The sequence below is a fragment of the Thermodesulfobacteriota bacterium genome, assembly GCA_030583865.1.
GTDB lineage: Bacteria > Desulfobacterota > GWC2-55-46 > GWC2-55-46 > GWC2-55-46 > UBA5799.
The window spans coordinates 1,664,033-1,681,524 of record CP129479.1 but is presented as its reverse complement, the minus strand read 5'-3'; the positions used below and the strand labels follow the sequence as shown (position 1 = coordinate 1,681,524).

General features: G+C 59.2%; 20 protein-coding genes. All 20 read left to right on the top strand.

The features are described from left to right. The first annotated feature begins 248 nt into the window (after positions 1-248). A complete protein-coding gene (locus tag QY316_07980; GenBank protein WKZ31860.1) occupies positions 249-737 on the top strand; it encodes a flagellar basal body-associated FliL family protein in 489 nt (162 codons plus the stop codon). 10 nt (positions 738-747) lie between these two features. Beyond that, a complete protein-coding gene (fliM, locus tag QY316_07975) occupies positions 748-1,740 on the top strand; it encodes a flagellar motor switch protein FliM (GenBank protein WKZ31859.1) in 993 nt (330 codons plus the stop codon). A gap of 3 nt (positions 1,741-1,743) precedes the next feature. Next, positions 1,744-2,163 (top strand): flagellar motor switch protein FliN, encoded by a 420-nt coding sequence (gene fliN, locus QY316_07970; protein ID WKZ31858.1) that lies wholly within the window; start codon positions 1,744-1,746, stop codon positions 2,161-2,163. Beyond that, positions 2,160-2,510 carry a flagellar biosynthetic protein FliO gene (fliO, locus tag QY316_07965; protein WKZ31857.1) on the top strand — a complete coding sequence of 117 codons (351 nt, stop codon included), beginning with the start codon at positions 2,160-2,162 and terminating at the stop codon, positions 2,508-2,510. The genes fliN and fliO overlap by 4 nt, the downstream gene beginning before the upstream one ends. Beyond that, entirely contained in the window at positions 2,507-3,277 is a 771-nt protein-coding gene (gene fliP, locus QY316_07960; GenBank protein ID WKZ31856.1) for a flagellar type III secretion system pore protein FliP, read from the top strand. The genes fliO and fliP overlap by 4 nt, the downstream gene beginning before the upstream one ends. 10 nt (positions 3,278-3,287) lie before the next feature. Then, positions 3,288-3,557 carry a flagellar biosynthesis protein FliQ gene (gene fliQ / locus QY316_07955; GenBank protein WKZ31855.1) on the top strand — a complete coding sequence of 90 codons (270 nt, stop codon included), beginning with the start codon at positions 3,288-3,290 and terminating at the stop codon, positions 3,555-3,557. Then, positions 3,558-4,328, top strand: coding sequence for a flagellar biosynthetic protein FliR (fliR, locus tag QY316_07950; protein WKZ31854.1), 771 nt, complete (start codon positions 3,558-3,560; stop codon positions 4,326-4,328). Then, on the top strand, positions 4,328-5,395 hold the full coding sequence (flhB, locus tag QY316_07945; protein WKZ31853.1) for a flagellar biosynthesis protein FlhB: 1,068 nt from the start codon (positions 4,328-4,330) through the stop codon (positions 5,393-5,395). The genes fliR and flhB overlap by 1 nt, the downstream gene beginning before the upstream one ends. A 6-nt stretch (positions 5,396-5,401) precedes the next feature. After that, entirely contained in the window at positions 5,402-7,477 is a 2,076-nt protein-coding gene (flhA, locus tag QY316_07940; protein WKZ31852.1) for a flagellar biosynthesis protein FlhA, read from the top strand. Position 7,478: 1 nt separating this feature from the next. Beyond that, positions 7,479-8,591: a flagellar biosynthesis protein FlhF gene (gene flhF, locus QY316_07935; GenBank protein ID WKZ31851.1), complete on the top strand. Its 1,113-nt coding sequence runs from the start codon at positions 7,479-7,481 to the stop codon at positions 8,589-8,591. Between the two features lie 13 nt (positions 8,592-8,604). Beyond that, on the top strand, positions 8,605-9,462 hold the full coding sequence (locus QY316_07930; GenBank protein WKZ31850.1) for a MinD/ParA family protein: 858 nt from the start codon (positions 8,605-8,607) through the stop codon (positions 9,460-9,462). Between the two features lie 17 nt (positions 9,463-9,479). Then, positions 9,480-10,202, top strand: a complete 723-nt coding sequence (locus tag QY316_07925; GenBank protein ID WKZ31849.1) for a FliA/WhiG family RNA polymerase sigma factor — start codon at positions 9,480-9,482, stop codon at positions 10,200-10,202. Positions 10,203-10,402: 200 nt separating this feature from the next. Beyond that, on the top strand, positions 10,403-12,328 hold the full coding sequence (locus tag QY316_07920) for a HEAT repeat domain-containing protein (protein ID WKZ31848.1): 1,926 nt from the start codon (positions 10,403-10,405) through the stop codon (positions 12,326-12,328). After that, entirely contained in the window at positions 12,322-13,176 is an 855-nt protein-coding gene (locus tag QY316_07915) for a protein-glutamate O-methyltransferase CheR (protein ID WKZ31847.1), read from the top strand. The genes QY316_07920 and QY316_07915 overlap by 7 nt, the downstream gene beginning before the upstream one ends. 16 nt (positions 13,177-13,192) lie before the next feature. Further along, positions 13,193-13,555 carry a response regulator gene (locus QY316_07910; protein ID WKZ31846.1) on the top strand — a complete coding sequence of 121 codons (363 nt, stop codon included), beginning with the start codon at positions 13,193-13,195 and terminating at the stop codon, positions 13,553-13,555. Between the two features lie 40 nt (positions 13,556-13,595). Beyond that, on the top strand, positions 13,596-13,985 hold the full coding sequence (gene cheY, locus QY316_07905; GenBank protein ID WKZ31845.1) for a chemotaxis response regulator CheY: 390 nt from the start codon (positions 13,596-13,598) through the stop codon (positions 13,983-13,985). A 46-nt stretch (positions 13,986-14,031) separates the two neighbouring features. Then, a complete protein-coding gene (locus QY316_07900) occupies positions 14,032-14,613 on the top strand; it encodes a protein phosphatase CheZ (protein ID WKZ31844.1) in 582 nt (193 codons plus the stop codon). A 77-nt stretch (positions 14,614-14,690) separates the two neighbouring features. Beyond that, the gene (locus QY316_07895) at positions 14,691-15,785 is read left to right on the top strand and encodes an Hpt domain-containing protein (GenBank protein ID WKZ31843.1); all 1,095 of its coding nucleotides are present in this window, start codon (positions 14,691-14,693) and stop codon (positions 15,783-15,785) included. 80 nt (positions 15,786-15,865) lie between these two features. Beyond that, entirely contained in the window at positions 15,866-16,423 is a 558-nt protein-coding gene (locus tag QY316_07890; protein ID WKZ31842.1) for a chemotaxis protein CheW, read from the top strand. Positions 16,424-16,432: 9 nt separating this feature from the next. Beyond that, entirely contained in the window at positions 16,433-17,485 is a 1,053-nt protein-coding gene (locus QY316_07885) for a chemotaxis response regulator protein-glutamate methylesterase (GenBank protein WKZ31841.1), read from the top strand. Positions 17,486-17,492 lie beyond the last annotated feature (7 nt).

The window sequence follows — 17,492 nt, the reverse complement described above, 5'->3', positions numbered from 1 at the left end:
CCGCCCTTTTTTTTGTTCCTGTCCTGGCCGACCCAGTCATTTTTATGACGCTCGCAACTGCAATAGGTTGACCTTCGTATTCCCCATCTCCCCACCCATCAACTGGACACGACTTTTTATTCCGATATTCCGCATACTTGCGATTTCAGGGCTACTGGCCGGCAGCTGGCACAGGTATTGCAAAACAACCCTGCATTCACTTATATGCCAGGGCCCGGTCCGGGCCGCTTGAACTAAAGGAGGCAGGTATGGCGGCGGAAGTCGATAAAAAGGAAGAGGCAGCTCCAAAGAAAAAAGGGGCCGGTCTCATCATAGGCATAGTCGCGGTGGTGCTCCTTGCCGCCGCGGCCGGGGCGTATATCGTCCTCTCAAGCTCAAAGGGAGGGGGGGAGAGCGCAAAGCAGGTCGACGAGAGCCAGTCCGCGGAACCGGCCAAGGGCACCATATTCGCCCTGGAGCCCTTCATAGTAAACCTTCAGGACAACTCGGGCACCAGATACCTCAAGCTCACCGTGAACCTCGAGCTTCCTCCGGGCTCCATGCTTACCGAGCTCAACAACCAGTCGACCCAGATACGCGACTCCCTCATCATACTCTTGAGCAGCAAGAGCTACTCGGACATAGGCACCGTCGAGGGCAAGTACAGGATGCGCGACGAGATAGTGGCCAGGGTTAACCAGTACCTGACCAAAAGCAAGGTGAATACGGCATATTTCACCGAGTTCGTAATCCAGTAAGGGGCGCCGGATGGCAGAGCAGATACTTACACAGGTCGAGGTAGACGCCCTCCTGAGGGGGCTTTCGAACGGCGACATACAGACCGAGCAGGAAAGGGCCGAAGGGCCGGATACCGGCGACGTCCAGCCGTACGATTTCGCCAACCAGGAGAAGGTGGTCCGGGGCAAGCTCCCGACACTCGAGATGATAAACGAGAAGTTCAGCAGGTCACTCAGGGCGTCGGTCTTCAACCTCATGAGGAAGTCGGTCGACATAAGCCCCGAGAGCATGAGGACGGCCAAGTACGAGGACTTCGTCCGGAACCTTCAGGTCCCCTCGAGCCTCAACGTATTCCAGTTCGTCCCGTTCAGGGGGCAGGGGGTCCTCGCCATTGACCCGAGCCTGGTCTTTCTCATAGTGGACAGCTACTTCGGCGGGGACGGCAGGTTCCAGACGCGGATCGAGGGGCGGGACTTCACGAACGTCGAGCAGGCGGTCATAAAGAAGGTCGTGGACATCATATTCCACGAGATGACGGCCGTATGGAAGGCGGTCCATCCAGTGGATTTCAAGTACATGAGGACGGAGATGAACCCCCAGTTCGTGAACGTTGTGGGCGTCTCCGAGCACGTCATACTCTCGGCCTTCAGGATGGAGATCGAGTCCAATGCCGGCAACTTCACGCTTTGCCTGCCCTACAACACGATCGAGCCCATAAAGGACAAGCTCCTCGGCACCCAGCGGATAGACACCTCCGAGGTGGACGCCCGGTGGTTCGACAATCTCCGGGAGCAGTTCGGGTACGTGCCGCTGGCGGTCTCCGGGGAGATGGGCAGGGCGGAGATAAGCCTCTCGGACCTCCTTAGCCTGCGGTCCGGGGACGTCATACAGCTCAACAGGAAGGTAAAGGACCTCTTGGAGGTCGAGGTGGAAGGCATGACCAAGCTCCTGGCGAGGCCCGGGGTCATGGACGGCAATTACGCCCTAAAGGTCGTGGACGCAGCAAAAGGAGAAAGGGGTTAGGCGATGAAAGAGAACGAAGAAGGTATCCAGTCCGGTTCCCTGAACGACGAGTGGGGCGCGGCCTTCGAGGAGACCAGGCAGGCCCAGGCTCCAGCCAAAAAGGACGAGGTCGAGGCAAGGCCGGCAAGCTTCTCGAACCTGAAGCCGGAGAATTCCGGCGCCGTGACCAACATGGACATGCTCCTCGACATACCGCTAACGGTGTCCGTCGAGATAGGGAGGACCAGGCTACTTGTGAAGGACCTCCTTCAGCTCGGCCAGGGCGCGGTCATAGAGCTCGAGAAGCTCGCCGGGGAGCCCATGGAAATACTCGTGAACGGCAGGCTCATCGCCCGCGGCGAGGCAGTCGTGGTTAACGAGAAGTTCGGGGTGAAGCTCACCGACATAGTAAGCCCGAGCGAGAGGATAAGCAGGCTGAAATGACCGAATCGTACATGTATCTCCTCGTGAAATCCATACTCACGCTCGTTTTCCTCCTTGGCCTTTTCGGAGCCGCCATGTACGCGCTCAAGCGTTTCGCGCGCTCCGGGGGCGCCCCCTCTTCCAGGGCGGCTATGAAGCCAGTGAAGGTCATCGCATCCGCCTTCCTCGGCCCCAAGAGGAACATAGCCATAGTGGAGGTCGCGGGGGAGATGCTGGTCCTGGGGCTTACGCCGACCACAATAACGTTCCTTTCCAAGATAGAGGGAAAGGACGCGCTTGAGGACCTCAGGAGACTCAAGGACGGGAAGCAGAGGTCGCTCTTCGGGCTCCTGCAGGGGGGCATATGACGCCAGGGGCCCTTAAAAAAGCGTTCTGTATCGCATCGGCCGCCGCGCCCGTCCTCCTTGCGCCAGGCGCCTCGCTTGCCGCCGACGCTCTGGGGCTTCCGAACGTCAACCTCTCGATAGGCGGGGAGAGCTCGCCGCAGGGGCTGAGCACCGCAATCCAGATAGTCCTTCTCCTTACGGTCCTCACGGTCGCTCCGGCCATATTATTGATGATGACCTCGTTTACGAGGCTTGTGATCGTGTTCTCGCTTTTGAGGCAGGCCCTCGGCGTCCAGCAGGCCCCGCCCAACCAGGTCGTCGTGGGGCTCGCGCTCTTCCTTACTTTTTTCATAATGTCACCGGCTTTCATGAAGATAAACGAGAACGCGCTCAGGCCGTACATGCAGGGGGCCATATCGCAGGAGGCCGCATTCACTGGCGCAATAGAGCCGCTCCGCGAGTTCATGCTGAAGAACACCAGGGAAAAGGACATGGAGCTGTTCCTCAGGCTCTCGAAATCCGAGGCCCCCCGCACGAAGGACGATATCCCGACGCTCGCCCTCATACCGGCGTTCGTCACGAGCGAATTGAAGACCGCGTTCCAGATCGGGTTCCTCATCTACCTGCCGTTCCTCGCCATAGACATGATAGTCGCGAGCGTCCTCATGTCCATGGGCATGATGATGGTGCCCCCGGTAATGGTTTCCATGCCTTTCAAACTCATGCTCTTCGTGCTGGTCGACGGCTGGTACCTGCTCGTCGGCTCGCTCGTCCAGAGCTTCGGATAGGGGGAAGAGAGTGACGCCGGAATTCGTGACAGGCATCGGCAAGGAGACGATAACGATGATACTCCTCATATCCGCCCCGGTCCTCTTCGCCGGGATGGCGGTGGGCCTCGTCATAAGCATCTTCCAGGCGGTGACGCAGATCCAGGAGATGACGCTCTCGTTCGTGCCAAAGATAATAACCGTACTCCTTGTCCTCCTTGCGCTCTCGCCCTGGATGATGGAGGTGATAGTGAAATATACGAGCCAGATATTCACGAACATACCCAACTATATAAGATAGATGGAATTCGCGAACTACATAGCCGCAAATTATTCGACCTTCCTTTTCGTAATGGTGAGGACGGGCTCGATACTGCTTGCGGCCCCGATATTCGGGGCCTTGAACGTGCCCATGCAGGTGAAGCTGGGGCTTACGCTCATGGTGGCGCTTCTCCTGACGCCCCTTACGCCCCAGGTCCCGATGCCGGCGACCCTCGTGGGCCTCACTGTCGCACTGGCAGGAGAGGTCCTCATAGGCGCCGCCATAGGGCTCGCGATAAGGTTCGTGTTGGCGGGCATAGAGTTCGCCGGGCAGGTCGCAGGCTTCCAGATGGGCATAGGCATGGCTACCGCCTACGACCCAATTAACAGCTCACAGGTGACGGTGCTCGGGAAATTCCTGAGCATTTTGACGCTCCTCATATTCCTTTCGGTCAACGGCCACCTGATGGTCCTGATGGTCCTTCAGAAAAGCTTCGATTCCATCCCGCCCTTCAGCTTCACTCTTTCCGCGGGGCTCATGGAGAGTTTCGTCGCTTTCTCAAGGGAGATATTCGTCCTGGCCTTCAAGTTTTCGGCCCCGGTGGTTGCGATGCTGATATTCGTGAACGTCTCGCTCGGCATAATGGCTAGGACGGTGCCGCAGATAAACATGTTCGTAATAGGGTTCGCCCTGACGATAATATCCGGTTTCCTGGTGATAAGCATGTCCCTCCCGGTATTCGGGACCGCCGTACAGGCGGTCTTCGACCGGATGTGGACCGGCGTATTTAACCTCATGAGAGCGATGTGATGGCTGACGACGACAAGGACCAGGAACGGACAGAACAACCTACATCCAGAAGGCGCGAGCAGGCCCGGCAGGATGGGAGCTTTGCGACCTCCCGCGAGGTCAGCACCCTCTTCATGATAACCGCCGGGATAGTAGTCCTTTATTTTTCCTCGGCCTGGATGTATTCGGGAATGTCAGAGGTAATGAGGAAGTACTTCGGCCTTTTCAGGGGCGAGCTTACCATAAAGGACGCGCATACGATTTTCCAGGACCTGTCCTGGAGATACCTCGTGATCATCGCCCCGGCGCTCGCGATACCGCTTTTCGGCGCCATTTCGTACGTGCTCCAGAACGGCTTCAACCTCTCGACCAAGCCCCTTGAGCCGGACTTCAAGAAGATAAACCCGATAGCGGGTCTTGGAAGGCTCTTCTCCATGAACTCGCTTGCCGAGCTGGTGAAGTCGGTCCTCAAGGTGTCGGTTCTCACGTATGTCGTCTACGCAAGCGTAAAGGCCGAGTGGGAGAACCTCCCTTTCCTCATAGACGTGGACTCGGCGGCCTCGGTCCTGTACGTCGGGCAGGTCACGTTCAGAATAATGCTCAGGACGGTCTGGGTGATAGCGGCCATAGCCGTTATCGACTACGCCTTCCAGAGATGGAATTTCGAGAAGGGCCTCCGGATGACAAAGCAGCAGATAAAAGAGGAGCACAAGGAGTCCGAGGGCGACCCCATCGTGAAGGCTAGGATAAAGTCCATGCAGAGGGACATGGCCCGGAAGAGGATGATGCAGGACGTGCCCAAGGCCGACGTCGTGGTGACGAACCCCACGCACATCGCGGTCGCCTTGAAGTACGACAGGTCGAAATCGAACGCGCCGGTCGTCGTCGCAAAGGGCGCCGGCCTCATAGCCGAAAAGATAAAGGAACTGGCGCGGAAGCACAACGTGCCCGTGCTTGAGAACAAGCCCCTCGCAAGGGGCCTCTACAAGGCGGTCAAGATAGGCGCCGAGGTGCCGGTCAACATGTACAAGGCGGTGGCCGAGGTGCTGGCCTACGTCTACAGGCTCAAGGGAAAGGCCGGGAGATAGAGGGTTATGGCTGGTTTGAGGGATATCGCTTCCTGGAAGAAGGGTTCGGACCTGATGCTGCCCGCCGGCATCGTGGCGGTCATCTTCATAATGATACTGCCGGTGCCGCCGCTGGCGCTCGACCTCCTCCTTACGTTCAACGTGACCGCCGCCATAATCATCCTGCTCGTGGCAGTCTATGTCAAGAAGCCGCTCGATTTCTCGACATTCCCGATACTACTTCTGGTCACGACCCTTTTCAGGCTCGCCCTGAACGTTGCGTCGACGAGGCTCATACTCCTGCACGGCTCGGAGGGCCCGTCAGCTGCGGGGCAGGTGATCATGTCATTCGGGAATTTCGTCGTCGGCGGAAACTACGCCGTCGGCTTCATAGTATTCTCGATACTCGTCATCATAAACTTCGTGGTCATCACAAAGGGCGCAGGCCGCATAGCCGAGGTAGCCGCCAGGTTCACCCTGGACGCAATGCCAGGCAAGCAGATGGCCATCGACGCGGACCTGAACGCCGGGCTCATAGGCGACGAGGAGGCGAGGAGGCGGAGGAAAGAGGTCTCCCAGGAGTCGGACTTCTACGGGGCCATGGACGGCGCAAGCAAGTTCGTCAGGGGAGACGCGGTCGCCGGCATCCTTATCACCATAATCAATATCGCGGGCGGCCTGGTCATCGGGGTACTCCAGCAGGGGCTCCCGGTCGGCGAGGCGGCCATGACCTACACGCTCCTCACGGTCGGAGACGGCCTGGTCACCCAGATACCGGCCCTCATCATATCGACTGCCGCAGGTATCGTCGTAACTAACGTAAGCTCGGAGTCCGGCCTGAGCGACTCCATAGGCAGGCAGTTCCTCCTGAGCCCCAAGCCGCTCTTCATAGCAGCCGCCATACTCTTCGTCTTCGGCCTGGTCCCGGGCCTTCCGCACCTTGCCTTTCTCACGCTTTCCGCGATAACCGGCGCTATCGGCTACCTGGTCTACAGGTCGGCGGAGGAGAAGATTATGGCGGAAGAGACCGAGAGGAAGGCGGCCGAGGCCAAGCCGGCGGCTAAAGAGGCGACTGACGAGGTGCCGCTCATAGACACCCTGAGCCTCGAAGTCGGCTACAGGCTCATCCCGCTCGTGGATTCGAGCGAGGGAGGCGAGCTCCTGGAGAGGATAAAGGCAATAAGGAGGCAGTTCGCCGAGGACATGGGCATAATGGTGCCTCCGGTGCACATAAAGGACAACCTGCAGCTTAAGCCTTCCGAGTACGTGTTCCTCGTAAAGGGCGTTGAGGTCGCGAAAGGCGAGCTCCTCGCCGGGCATTCGCTCGCCATAGACCCGGGTAACGCACAGCCCGGCCTTGAAGGCGTTGCGACGACCGACCCGGCTTTCGGGCTCCCCTCCATATGGGTGCCTGACGCGCAGGTCGAGAGGGCGCAGCTCATGGGCTATACCGTCGTAAACCACTCGGCCATAGTCGCGACTCACGTTACCGAGGTCATAAGGAGCTACGCGAACGAGATACTCGGGCGCCAGGAGGTTCAGTCCCTCATCGACAGGGTGGCGAAGACACACCCGAAGGTAGTAGAGGAGCTGGTGCCGGGGCTCCTGAGCCTCGGGGCCGTGCAGAAGGTCCTCCAGAACCTCCTGAAGGAGAGGATATCGATAAGGGACCTCCAGACCATACTCGAGACCCTGGCCGACTACGCCCCTATAACAAAAGACACCGACCTGCTCACCGAATACGTGAGGATGGGTCTCGCGAGGCAGATTACCAAAAGCCACATATCAGGCGATTCGACCATACAGGCCATTTCACTCAGCCACGAGATCGAGGAGGCGATAACGAAGTCGGTGCATGAGACGCCGCAGGGCTCGTTCCTCACCATAGAGCCGGGGCTCGCGCAGAGGATACTTTCGAGGCTCAAGGAGGGGCTCGAGGAGACGATGTCGAAAGGGCACCAGCCGGTGCTCCTCGTATCGCACCAGACGAGAAGGTTCGTAAGGAGGCTTACCGAGAGGGTCTTCCCGGCGATAGCCATCCTTTCCCATAACGAGATTGCCGGAAACGCAAGGGTCCAGACATTAAAAGTGGTGAGGTTGTAGCATGAGGATAAAAAGGTTCAACGGCGTAACCGTCAGGGAGGCGATCAAGGCTGTAAAGGATGAGTTCGGGGAGAACGCCCTCATACTCTCCACGAAGCGGCTCGGCGCAGGGCGGCACGAGGTAGTGGCCGCGGTCGACTACGACCTTTCAGCCCCGGTTACGCTGGACATGGAAAAGGATGATATGAGCGCAGGCCCGGAGAAGCCCCGGTCAGGCGCAAATGACTTTGTCCGGGACGGCCGCCCGGACCTGCTGGCTGAAGAGCTCAGGAGGGAGCTGGGGGAGCTTAAGGAGCTCAAAAGGCTCTGCATGGCGGTAGTCTCCAATTCCGGGAGCCCGGTCTCAGGCGTCTTCAGGAGGCTCGAGGAGAACCTTGCCGCGAACGGAATCGACAGGAGGCTCGCGAGGAAAATACTCCTCAATACCCTCGGCGGAGTTGCCAGGGACAAGGCGTCCGACATAGCCTACCTGAAGTCGTGCATAAGGGAGAAGGTGTACGAAAAGCTGGCTGTGGCGGACCCGCTCTCGGAGAAGGGGGTCGTCGCCTTCATCGGGCCGTCCGGCGTCGGGAAGACCACCACTATAGCAAAGCTCGCGGCCCTTAACGCGCTGAAGAAAAAGAGGAGCATGGCCCTCGTGACCATGGACACGTACAGGATTGCGGCCGCCGAGCAGCTCCGCGTCTACGGCAAGCTCATGGGCGTGCCCGTGGACGTCGCGAGGGACCCCGGCGAGCTGAAGGCCCTTTTGAGCGTGCACAGGGACAAGGACCTGGTCCTCGTTGATACCGCCGGGAGGAGCCAGAAGGACCCGGCCCGCATGAAGGAGCTCCATGAGCTTGCCGGGGCTTCGCCATCGATAAGGTTCAACCTCGTCCTCAATTCCCAGACCAGGGACGAGGCCATGTACGACGCCGTGAAGGGCTTCTCCGCCCTGCCCATAGATTCGCTGTCATTTACGCGCCTCGACGAGGGCGGTGCCCACGGGCCGATACTGAATGCGATGATGCTCGCGAGGAAACCGGTCGCGTACCTTTCGACCGGGTCGCGGGTGCCGGAAGACCTGGAGCCCGCCTCCAGGGAAAATCTCGTGAAGTTCATCATGCCGAATTAAGGAGAAGGATTGAATGGACCAGGCAGTTACTTTAATGAAGTACGCACAGGCGAACCCGGCGGCCAGGGAGACGAGGGTCATCTCGGTCAGCAGCGGAAAGGGCGGCGTCGGCAAGACCAATTCGGTGGTGAACCTTGCGATAGCGTTTACGCGGATGGGAAAGAGGGTGCTCCTCCTTGACGCGGACCTCGGGCTCGGCAACCTCGACGTGCTCCTGGGGCTTGCGCCCAGGTACAATATCGGGCACCTCCTTCGCGGCGAAAGGAACATAAAGGAGGTCCTGGCCGACGGCCCCGGAGGCATAAAGATACTCCCGGCGAGCTCCGGTGTGCAGGAGCTTACGAGCCTCTCCGCCGAGGAGCGTCTCGCGCTCGCCTCGCACCTGGAAACACTCGAGTCAGAGTTCGACGTCATGATAATCGACACCGGGGCCGGCATCTCCGATAACGTCCTTTTCTTCAACATGGCGGCCCAGGAGATAATGGTGGTGGTCACCCCGGAGCCGACCTCCATCACCGACGCCTACGCCCTGATGAAGGTCCTCCTCCACAAGCACGGCGAGAGGAGGTTCAAGCTCCTCGTGAACGAGGCCAGGAACCGGAAGGAGGGGATCGAGGTCTACAGGAAGATAAGCCTCGCGGCTGAAAGGTTCCTGAGCATCTCGGTCGAGTATGTCGGCTGCGTGCTTCTGGACGAGAACGTCCAGAAGTCGGTCGCAAGGCAGAAGGCGGTCATGGAGCTCTTTCCGGGGTCCAAGGCCTGCCAGTGCTACGAGGAGATAGCGAGGGAGATAAGCGAAGCGCCGGCAGAGGGCGCCCTCAAGGGCGGGATGCAGTTTTTCTGGAGACAGTTCCTGGACCGGAATATCTGAAAAAGAAGGGCAGGCATATGACTACAATGCAGAACGTGAAGACTGAGAGAGACAGGCTGCTTGAGGAGAACATACACCTGGTGAAGATAATAGCCTACCAGGTCGCGGTGAACCTACCGCCGCACATCGACGTGAACGACCTCATAAGCGCCGGGACCATCGGGCTCCTCGAGTCCATCGACAGGTTCGACTCCGCGAAGGGCGTCCAGTTCAATACCTACGCATCCATCAGGATAAGGGGCGCGATTATGGACGAGCTGCGGAGCATGGACTGGATGACGAGGTCCATGAGGGACAAGTCGAACCAGCTCGAGAAGGCGTACGACCAGATAGAGAGGAAGACCGGGCGGCCCGCCGAGACCGAGGAGGTGGCCAGGTTCCTGGAGATATCGACCGACGAGCTTAACAGCATGTTGAGCCAGGTGAGCGCGGTGAGCGTCCTGAACCTCGAGGACCTCGGCATGAGCCATGACGAGGGGATGAACATACTCGAATGCATAAAGGACCCCGACGGCACCGACCCCATGCAGCTCATCAAGCTCGAGCAGATAAAGAAGAAGGTGGCCGAGGCCGTGGAAACGCTCCCGGACAAGGAAAAGCTCATAATATCCCTCTACTATTACGACGAGCTTACCTTGAAGGAAATCGGCAAGGTCCTGGACATAACCGAGTCCCGCGTCTGCCAGCTCCACAGCCAGACCATGCACAGGCTCAAGGGGAGGCTTAAGAGGACCCTATAATCCACTCGGGCACGTCTGAATAATTGCTATTTTCCCCTGACTCTGCGTAGACGAATAAAAAAGCTCACATATTCACGCATATGCTCCGCTTTTTTATTCCCGGCTTTCCGGGAATGGAAAAAGCATCAGGCCGGAAGCAGGCCTTTTTCGAATAAATTAAAGGAAAACTGCCTTTTACCCGATAACATGAAGGGGTGGTTATGGAAAACGTCGATATCGATTCCCTGAGGGAAATGCTCGCCTCCCAGGACCCCTGCCTGAGAAGGGACGCCTGCGAGAGGATCGAGGAGGGCAGGCTTTGCCAGTTCGTGCCCGCCCTTACGGAGGCTTTGAGGGACGCCGACCCGGGCGTGAGGGAAGCTGCCCTTAATGCCCTGTCCTCGATCGGGGGCCCGGAGGTCGCCGACGCAATGGTGCCGCTCCTTAGAGATTCGAGCGCGGCCATAAGGAACATCGGGATAGAGATACTCGAGCTCCTGGGGCAGGACGCCTCGTCTGCGATCGCGACCCTCCTTAAGGACAGCGACCAGGACGTTGTCAAGTTCGCCATCGACATAATTTCAAATACCAGGAACGACGGGTTCCTGAGCCTCCTTTATCCGCTCATCAGGCACGAAAACCCGAACGTCAGGGCCTCGGTTGCGGTCTGCCTCGGAAAGCTCAGGGACCAGGAGTCGGTCCCCGAGCTCCTTAACGCGCTCGAGGACCCCGAGGAATGGGTCAAGTTTTCCGCAATCGAGGGACTCGGCCTCATGCAGGACAGGCGGGCCCTTCAGCCGCTCATGAGGATGACCGAGACGGACTCGGGGCTCATAAAGGAGGCGGCTATCGACGCCGTCGCGAAGATGGCTTCCGCCGTTGACGCGTCCGCAGTCCTCCAGAAGCTCGAGCCGATGGTGCGGAAAGGTAAGGACTTCAGCACCGGGGCGATAGTCGAGCTCCTCGAAAAGGTCTTCTCGGCAGGGTCGGACTTCAGGCCCGGCCCGGAGTTCAGGAAGACCTACTTCGCCTTCCTGACAAGGAATTTCAGCGAGGAGACCGACAGGGCCGGGCAGCTGAAGGCCATAAGGGGGCTTTCGCTCCTCAAGCTGCCCGAGTCGCTGGACTGCATATTCAGCTACATAGAGGGCCAGAACGACATTGACGAGGAGACCGAAGCCCTGCTGGTCGACTCGATAGTGAGCGTTTCAGGCCGGAGGTTCCTGCCGGCCCTGAAGGAGAAGGTCCATAATGGAGGCAAAAGCCTCAAGTTGACGGTCAAGGCGCTCGGCGAGATGAAGGCCGTGGCCGCGGTACCTGCGCTGAAGGAACTCGTGAGCAAGGTCGGGAAGAACGAGCTCCGCGAAGTGGTCGCTGCACTCGAAGCCATTGGTTCGCCCAGCTCCATAGAGGTGCTCTATGATTTCCTCGAGGGGCCGGACGGGCATACCCGGAAGATCGCGGCCAGGGCGCTCGCTTCGCTCGCCGGGCCGGCGGCCGTCTCAAGGCTTTTCGACGCGGTGCGGAAAGAGTCGTACAGGGACGTAATGGAGGAGATAACGGACAGCCTCGCGCTCATCCCCGCGGATTCGGCAAGGAAGGGCTTCACGTCGCTTCTCGAAGACCCGAACGAGCAGATGAGGGAGATGGGGGCAAGGGGCCTGGGGCTCATCGGCGACGACAAGGCCCTGGACGCGCTCAAGGCCGCCGCCCGGGACAAATGCCCCGGCGTCAGGAAGGCCGCATACAAGTCCATGGCCAGGCTCGGGCTCCCGTACGCGATAGACGCCCTCATAGAGGGGCTCGCGGACGACAGCGACGAAGTGAAGCTGTCTGTCCTGAAAGGCCTCAACGGCTGGTGCGGCGAGAAGATCAAAGCCGCGCTGCTCAGGACGCTAAAGGACAGGAACATCTGGGTGAGGTACCACTCGGTGCTGCTTCTCGGGGAACTGGGCGAGCACGATATCGAGGGCCTCATAATAGAAAAGCTCATAAAGGACGAGGCGCCCGTGAAGGCCGCTGCGGCCAGGGCCCTCGAGAGGCTCGGCGCAACCGGCGCCATAGGCGCGCTCGAGCAGTTCGTAAACCATCCCGACCCCAGCGTCAGGGGGGCGGTCGAGAGCGCCATAGAAACTCTTAGATGCTGACTCTGGGAATAAATAAGCCCAAGCTGTCCGACGAGACCTTCTATCTACTCCGGGACATCGTCTACAAGCGGTCGGGAATCTTCTTCCCGGAGAACAAGAAGTATCTCCTGGAGACGAGGCTCGCGAGGAGGCTTGAGCTGAAGGACCTGAAGACCTTCGAGGACTACTATTACTTCCTCACCTACGACGCGGAGAGGGAGCGCGAGCTCCAGGCCCTCTGCAATTCGGTCGTCACGAACGAGACGAGCTTTTTCAGGGACGGCCCCCAGCTGGAGGCTTTCAGGAAGGGAGTGGTTTCCAGGGTGATCGAGGAGAAGTCAAGGGCCTCCAACAGGAGCATCAGGGTCTGGAGCGCCGCGTGCTCGACGGGCGAGGAGCCGCTCACCATCTCCATGATGCTCCACGAGGAGGGGGTGCCGGCGAGGGGCTGGAACGTCGACATACTCGGAAGCGACATAAGCGACGGCGTCCTCAGGGCCGCAGCTGCCGGGGTATACGACAAGTACTCCCTCCGGAACACGCCGGAGGAGTATATAAGGAAATACTTCACCGGCAACGGCGAAACGTACACCATAAGCAGCAAGGCCCGCTCGCTCGTGCGCTACAAGAAGATAAACCTCGTAGACGCCAACGAGACGAGGATGGTCCGCGGCATGGACATAGTCTTCTGCAGGAACGTGCTCATATACTTCGACGACGCGTCCAAGAAAAAGGCGATAGGTCATCTCTACGACAGCATGGAAAAAGGCGGGTACCTGCTGGTGGGGTTTTCGGAATCGCTCCACAGCGTAACCAGGCTTTTCAGGCCGGTGAGCGTGGAGCGCTCGGTAGTCTATAAAAAAATCTGATTCAAGGGGCCGTAGCATGGAGAAGAAAATTCTTGTGGTCGACGACTGCGACACGACGAGGAAGCTCCTGTCCTACATCATCAAGGAGAAGGGGTACAAGATAATCAGCGCGTCGAACGGGATAGAGGCGCTGGAATTGATGGCCACGAGCCCCATAGACCTCATAGTCACCGACCTCAACATGCCGCAGATGGACGGATACGAGCTCTCCAAGAGCCTCCGCGGGCAGGACGCCTACAGGGAGATCCCGATAATAATGATAACGACCGAGGCCGGGGAGGCGGACAGGCGGATGGGCCTGGAGGCGGGCGTCACGACCTATCTCTCAAAACCCATATCGCCGCAAAGGCTTCTTTACGAGATCGAAAAACTGATATGAACTGATTCCATTCGCCATATATAAAGAGGAGGGGGGCCAGATGCTGGACCAGAACATGAAGATACTCGTAGTGGACGACTTCTCCACGATGAGAAGGATAATAAAGAACATCCTCCGGGAGATAGGCTACAACAACGTCGAGGAGGCCGACGACGGGACTACCGCGCTCGAGAAGCTCAGGGCGTCGAAGTTCGACTTCGTCGTCACCGACTGGAACATGCCGAACATGCCAGGGATAGAACTTTTGAAGGCGATAAGGTCGGACGGGGCCCTCAAGGACACCCCGGTCCTGATGGTGACGGCGGAGGCGGCGAAGGAAAACATCGTGAGCGCGGTGCAGGCCGGCGTGAACAACTACATAGTGAAGCCTTTTACCGCGGCGGCGCTCAAGGAGAGGATAGACCTCATCCTGCAGAAGGTAAACCAGTAATAAGGCGCCGCGTCGGCGCATAAACGAATTGCCACGGAGGGAAAAGATGACACAGAGGGAATGGAGCGGCGTGATGAGCAAGATACGCGAGGAGCTTACCGGCCTCGCAAAGTTCATTGACAAGACAAGGCAGGGGATAGACACCATAGAGACTACCGTCAAGATGGGAACCGAGCAGTTCCCGGAAGCGTCGACGCAGCTTTCGTCGGTCACGGGGGACCTCGAGACCGCCGCAAACAAGATAATGAACATAGTCGAGGGGCTCATGGCTGAGCAGGACAAGGCGGGGACGGCGCTCAAGTCGCTCTCGGAGTGGGCCGCTTCGCCGGGGAGCGACCCCGGGAAGGGCGCGTCGCTCATAAGCGAGCTCCAGATGATAAACGCCAAGAGCAAGGGCGAGATGGTCGAGCTCTTCGCCCTCATGTCCTTCCAGGACCTGACCGGCCAGAAGCTCGCGAAAGTCATAAAATCGCTCTCGTTCGTCGAGCAGAAGATAGTCGAGGTGGCCATGAGCTTCGGGTTCGAGGACGGCGGCGCGGCATCGAAGCCGAGCGAGCCCAGGAAGCCGAAGGAGGCGCCTGCGAGCCAGGACATGGTGGACAGGCTCCTGAAGGAGATAGGCTCGTAGCCCCGCATCTAGACGGTTCAGCCTTTTGTCGCGCCTGAAAAGGCCTGGACGGAATTCTTAAAGAGAGAGGAAGAGCCGTGTCATTCCCCACGGACGAGATGGACGACATTATAAACGATTTCATCGCGGAATCCGCGGAATCGCTGGAGACCCTCGACCAGAAATTCGTGGAGCTCGAGAAGAAGCCGGGGGACCTGCCGCTCCTTAACGACATATTCAGGTCCATTCACACCATCAAGGGCGCGGCAGGTTTCCTTGGCTTCGACCAGATGGTCGAGGTCACTCACGTGACCGAGGACGTGCTCAACAAGCTCAGGAAATCCGAGATGAGCGTGACCCCTGCCGTGATGGACGCCATATTGCGCGCGGTTGACATGATCAGGGTCATACTCGCCAATATACGCGAAAAGAACGGGAGAAAAGAGGACACGAGCGGGGTCCTTGCGCTGCTTGGAGGCATACTGAACGGCGAGGCGGCAGGGAAGGACGCAGGCGCGCCCACCATTCCGGAGAAGTCCGCGGCGGACGAGGAGCAGAAACAGCAGCGGCCCGACGAGGCCCAGGGCGCCGCAGCATCGGCCAAGGACCACGCCATAAGGGTCGACATAGACAGGCTGGATACCGTCCTTAACCTCGCCGGCGAGCTGGTGCTTTCGAGGAACAGGCTCATGAGGCTCGGGACGAGGCTGTCCGAAAGCAGCATCGACGGCGAGTTGCAGTCCCAGGTGAGCGAGGCGATAGCACAGCTGGACCTCGTGACCTCCGACCTCCAGCTCGGCGTCATGAAGATAAGGATGCAGCCCATCGCCAAGGTCTTCAACAAGTTCCCGAGGATGGTGAGGGACCTTGCGAGGCAGACGGGAAAACAGGTGGAGCTTGTCCTGAGCGGCGAGGAGACCGAGATGGACAAGACCGTAATCGAAGAGATAGGCGACCCCCTCGTCCACCTCATAAGGAACGCCGTGGACCACGGGATGGAGCTCCCGGAAGAGCGGGCCGCAAAGGGCAAGCCGCAATCCGGCACGATCGCCCTTTCTGCCTACCAGGAGGGGAGGAACATAATCGTCTCGGTTTCGGACGACGGCAAGGGCATAGACCCCGAGGCGGTAAAAAGGTCGGCTGTCGAGAAGGGCATCATAAGCGAGGACGAGGCCGAGAGGCTCTCCGAATAAGCGAGGACGAGGCCGAGAGGCTCTCCGAGCGCGACGCGCTGGGACTGATCTTCCTTCCGGGCTTCTCTACCGCAAAAGAGGTGAGCAGCATCTCCGGGCGCGGCGTGGGCATGGACGTGGTAAAGACGAACATATCGCGCATAAACGGCACCATATCCATAGATTCGGAAATCGGCAAGGGGACGAGGATAGTGTTCAGGCTCCCCCTGACGCTCGCGATAATACAGGCGCTTACGGTCGAGGCCGGAGGAGAGGTCTACGCCATACCGCTTTCGAACGTAATAGAGAACATCCGGGTGACCGCGGACGAGATAAAGACGATTGAGGGCAGGGAGGCCATAAACATAAGGGACAGGGTCGTCCCGGTCGTGAGGCTCGGCGCCCTCGTCTCCGGCAAGGACTCTCCGTCTAAGTCCGAATGGAAATATATCGTTGTCATAGGCATAGGCGAGAAGTCCTTCGGGGTCCTGGTAGACAGGCTCCACGGCCAGGAAGAGATAGTCATGAAGTCCATGAGCGAGTACCTTAAGGGCACGGAAGGTGTCGCCGGGGCATGCATCACGGGCGACGGCAACGTAATATTGATACTCGACATGGCGGGACTCCTGACGTCAGCCAAGGGCGCCTATGTCCATTGAGGGAGTGAAATGTCCAAGATAAGGGTGCTCGTAGTCGACGATTCGGCCTTCATGAGGCGCGTCTTGAAGCAGATGCTGGAGACCGACCCCGGGATCGAGGTCGCCGGGACCGCGCGGGACGGGGCCGAGGGCGTCTCGATGGCGCTTGAGCTCAAGCCCGACGTTATCACCATGGACGTCGAGATGCCGAAGATGAACGGCCTCGAGGCGACAGAGGCGCTCATGGAAAGGATGCCAGTCCCCATACTGATGGTGAGCTCGATTACCAAGGAAGGGGCCAAGGCGACCTTCGAGGCGATGGACAAGGGCGCCGCGGACTATATCTCCAAAAACCTCGTCACCTCCGCCCTGGACCTCATGAAGATACAGGACGAGCTCATAACAAAGGTCAAGGCGATAGCGAGGAAAAAGCACCATTTCGCCTCGCTCAGGGCCGCGAAACCCGGCCCGCCGCCCCCGGTCCCGGCGGTAAAAAGAGGGCTTGCGAGCCTCAAGGTCGCCTTCGTTTCAATAGGCGCGTCCACGGGCGGGCCGAGGGCCGTCCAGGCCGTCCTTGCGAACCTGCCGGCAGGCCTCGATACGAGCATACTCGTCTCGGTCCACATGCCGAGGATGTTCACGGGCGCGTTCGCCGAGAGGATGAACGAGGTCTGCAAGCTCCCGGTCAAGGAGGCCGAAAACGGCGAGAGCGTCGGCTTCGGCAAGGTGTTCGTATCTCCAGGCGGCCTTCAGACGCGGGTCAGGAGGAAGGGGCTTACGGAGTTCTTCTTCCAGGTCGACAACGAGCCCAGGGACGCCATGTACAGGCCCTCAATCGACATATCCATGTCTTCCGTTGCCGAGAGCTATCCCGGCAGGTCGCTCGGCGTGATCCTTACCGGGATGGGGAGCGACGGCAGGGAGGGCATGCGGCTCATAAAGGAGAAGGGCGGAAAGACCATAGCCCAGGACGAGCACACCTGCACAGTCTACGGGATGCCGAAGTCGGTCATAGAGGCCGGGCTGGCCGACAAGGTCGTTCCGATCGAGCTCATAGCTGCAGAAATAATAAATATGATATGACGGGAGT